The sequence below is a fragment of the Roseiarcus sp. genome (assembly GCF_052145395.1).
Classification (GTDB): domain Bacteria; phylum Pseudomonadota; class Alphaproteobacteria; order Rhizobiales; family Beijerinckiaceae; genus Roseiarcus.
The window spans coordinates 1-3,508 of record NZ_JBKQOT010000572.1 but is presented as its reverse complement, the minus strand read 5'-3'; the positions used below and the strand labels follow the sequence as shown (position 1 = coordinate 3,508).

Annotated in this window: 3 protein-coding genes; 1 reads left to right on the top strand and 2 read right to left on the bottom strand. The window is 62.3% G+C overall.

The genetic code is table 11. The features are described 5' to 3' along the window. The coding region (locus ACLP25_RS19675; protein WP_442470850.1) for a transposase at positions 1-332 on the top strand (332 nt) is incomplete at its 5' end. A 201-nt stretch (positions 333-533) separates the two neighbouring features. On the opposite strand, the gene ACLP25_RS19670 is transcribed toward ACLP25_RS19675, so the two are convergent. After that, positions 534-2,030: a putative bifunctional diguanylate cyclase/phosphodiesterase gene (locus ACLP25_RS19670; RefSeq protein ID WP_442470849.1), complete on the bottom strand. Its 1,497-nt coding sequence runs from the start codon at positions 2,028-2,030 to the stop codon at positions 534-536. A gap of 5 nt (positions 2,031-2,035) precedes the next feature. Continuing rightward, positions 2,036-3,190 carry an FIST signal transduction protein gene (locus tag ACLP25_RS19665; RefSeq protein WP_442470848.1) on the bottom strand — a complete coding sequence of 385 codons (1,155 nt, stop codon included), beginning with the start codon at positions 3,188-3,190 and terminating at the stop codon, positions 2,036-2,038. Between the last annotated feature and the right edge of the window lie 318 nt (positions 3,191-3,508).

The following is a 3,508-nucleotide window of genomic DNA, read 5'->3' as shown; positions in this document are numbered from 1 at the left end:
AGGCGATGAACCTGCACCTAAAAGAGATATCCAAACAGGTCGCCGCGGGCGCTCACGCCGTCCTCGTGCTGGATGGCGCCGGTTACCATCAAGAAGCGGCCCTCGAGCTCCCGCAAAACATCACCCTATTGCCCCTGCCACCCTACTCGCCCGAGCTCAATCCAGTCGAAAACATCTGGGCCTATCTGCGCGGCAACAAGCTCGCCAACACCGTCTACGAAACCTACGACGAAATCGTCGACAAAGCCTGCGAGGCCTGGATGTTCTTCGCAAACGACAAACCACGAGTCGCCTCAATCGCCACCCGCGAATGGGCAACGGTCAATGCTTAGGGCCGCTGGTATTACAACGACACTTTACTCGATCCCCTCTCTCCCGGCTTCGGCCCGCGCTTCTTTGGGCGCGGATCGCGGCCGGTGAGGGCGGCCAGGCCATTGAGGAAGCCCGGAGAGCGGGCGTCTGCCCCGAACCGCTTTACCGTCCTGCCCCACATGTCGGCTTCAAGAGGCCCCGGACGAATAGGCTGGCACGGATCAAGCCGCATCAGTTGGGTCGCCAAGCTCTTGCTTGTTGCGCCTTGACAGGAGCAACCGCTCGATTTCGCGCAGTGGCAGCGGCCGGCTGAACAGAAAACCCTGCATCTCGGTGCAACCTTCGGAAGCGACGCTTGCGAGTTGCTCTTCGGTTTCCACGCCCTCCGCCGTGGTCTTCAGCCCCATCCCTTTTGCGAGCGCGGCCAGCGCGTGCACGATGTTGCGCGAGCCCGCGTTTTCCGTGATATCCCGCACGAACGATCGATCAATCTTGATCTTGTCGAAAGGAAAACACTGCAGGCTGCTTAGCGAGGAATATCCCGTGCCGAAATCATCCAAGGCGATCCGTACGCCAAGCGCCCGCAACCGGTGAAGAATAGTGCGAGTCGCGTCTTTGTCATGTAGCAGGGCGGTCTCGGTAATTTCGATCTCGAGGCGGGATGGATGCAATCCTGACGCTGCGAGCGCACCAGCGATGACTTGCTTCAGTCCGCTGTTGCGGAATTGAATCGGCGAAACATTGACGGCGACCGAGATACCGTCAGGCCAATGAGCGGCGGCCGAGCATGCCTGCTTGATGACCCATTCGCCAATCGGAGCAATCAGACCAATCTCCTCCGCCATCGGAATGAACGCGTTGGGGGCGACTATTCCCCGTTCAGGATGATTCCAGCGGATCAGGGCTTCGAATCCGCTGATCTTGTTGCTCGCCAAGTTTACCTCAGGCTGATAGTAGAGTTCAAATTCATTAGCGGCCAGCGCCTTGCGCAGATCGTGCTCCATAGTGCGACGGATCCGCACTTGCAGGTCCATCTCGCGCTCGAAAATGCGAAATGTCCCGCGTCCATCTTCTTTCGCCCGGTACAGCGCGAGATCGGCATGTTCTAGAAGCCCATCCGCGCTCCAACAGTCGGGCGGCGCTACGGCGATGCCAATGCTTCCCCCGATGTAGGCCTGATTGCCCGAGAGCTCGAAGGGCTCGGCGAGTTTCTTGATCAACCGCTCCGCGAGTTGCGCGGCCGCCTCGGGTTGCAAACCACCGACCTGCAGCAACAGGAACTCGTCTCCGCCCACTCGCGCGAGGCTGTCACAGTCCCGAATCGAGTCGCACATCCGAACGGTCGCCTGCTTGAGCAGCCGGTCCCCTGCCTCGTGACCGAAAGTGTCGTTGACGCCCTTGAATCGATCGAAGTCGATGCAGAAGACCGCGATTGCGAAGCCGTCACGCTGCGCCAGTGCAAGCTGCCGCGTCATGATCTCGCGGAATAGGCCGCGGTTGGCCAGGCCCGTAAGCACGTCGTGGTTCGCAAGCTTGTGGAGATCTGCGTTGAGCTGTTCCATCTCCTGACACATGACCCTGGCGGCATGGTCGGTTCGCCGCCGCTCGAGGTCGGCCTCGTCATAAGCTTGGCTGACCATGCCGAGAAGAGCGGAGACATCGATCTCTCCATTCTTGCCGGTGACTCTTGCGAGTTGATGCGCGAGCAGCCGATGCATCGGGGTCAGCCTTCGACCTCGGAGAGCGCTACAATCGTCATGGTCTGGTTGTGGAGCTCGCAGACCGTTGGCCTCTCGGCAGGCGCAATCTCGCCGTACGAGTAGAACCCCAGGCAGCTGATGCTCGCGCCCAGTTCATCTCGCGCGAAGGCGACTTCGTCAATCACCCGTTGACCCATCTGCAGTAACCGCCCGGTGCATGTGACAATCAGAGCGAGTTGGTCGCCCACTGTGGTCTTCGGCAGAGCGTCAGAGACTTGGCGTGCGGCGTCCGCAGCCCCCAATACCAATCGATCGAGGTTGCCGCGCATCAGGCGGGCCATCCACCCCTCAGGCATATCTCCGGCGAAGGTCATTGCCCCGTTGGACCGATCCATACCGAGGATCGCGCGCACCACCGCCCGCTCCGGCCGGTCCGACGGCGAAATCACCAGCGGATAGATGACGCCGGAGCCGGTCCCGCCTTCGGCATCCTCCCCGATGTAGCGCTCGTACAACTCTAGGGCTGGCTTTTCATCCAGCTCGAACAGCACGTTGCCCGACGCACGAGTGATGCGTCGGCGCGGGCCAAAGGCGTCCCAACCACAGCCCCGCCCGGAAGTGAGTCGGATGTTGGGGCCGTAGAAGCCGACGGCCGCAACGACGCCGCTCGCCGGCGGTGCGTCGACGCCGGCCAATGCTTCCGTATAGTCGCAAGGATCGCTTGTCATGCCCCCCATGATTGGACAGGCGGATGCGAGCGCATGGTTCAGTCCCGCTGCGAGCCCGCTGCCGTCCACCCGCATGCCGTCGCCGAGCACGAAGACGCCGGCCAAGTCAGGCGCCGCGAGCTTGCGGCCGATCGCCTCGCCGCACGCGCGAGAGTTGGCCTGCGTGACGCCTTCCGACTGGGTCACTGCGACGCGCGTGCCGTCGAAGCTGATCGAGGCGGCGACGACGGTGTTCCCGCGATCGAATTCGCCGCCCAGAATCGTCGCCGTCGCGCTGCCGCCGATCACATGCGCATTGGGATAAGCAGCCCGAAGCTCAGCAAAGCGGTCGCCACCGCGTAAAGCGTCACGGTCGCCGAAATAGATTACAAGGTCGGCGTGGCCATTGCCCGACCCTCTTGCGGTGCGCCAGCCCGTCGGAGGCGTCCATCGCAGTTCTTCAATATGCATGACACGTGACCCCGGCATTTGGTCGCCACGCCCAGAACGCAGCGGCGCGACAATGGCTCGCGATTCCTGTTGCGCGCATTGCAGTTTGCGTATCGAAGCTTGCGCGTAGGCGCGCCCCAGAGCGGGAATAACCGTGGGGATTACAATGACACCTGACTCAATCCCCTATCTCCCGGCTTCGGCCCGCGCTTCTTTGGAAGCGGATCGCCGGGCGGTCTGATCAAGGCGGCGGGACGCGATCGCCCTGTAGACGCGGTCGCCGACCGCGTCCCGCGCTCAGCGAGCGCGGCTACTATACGAGCGCGGTCCAGATCGCAG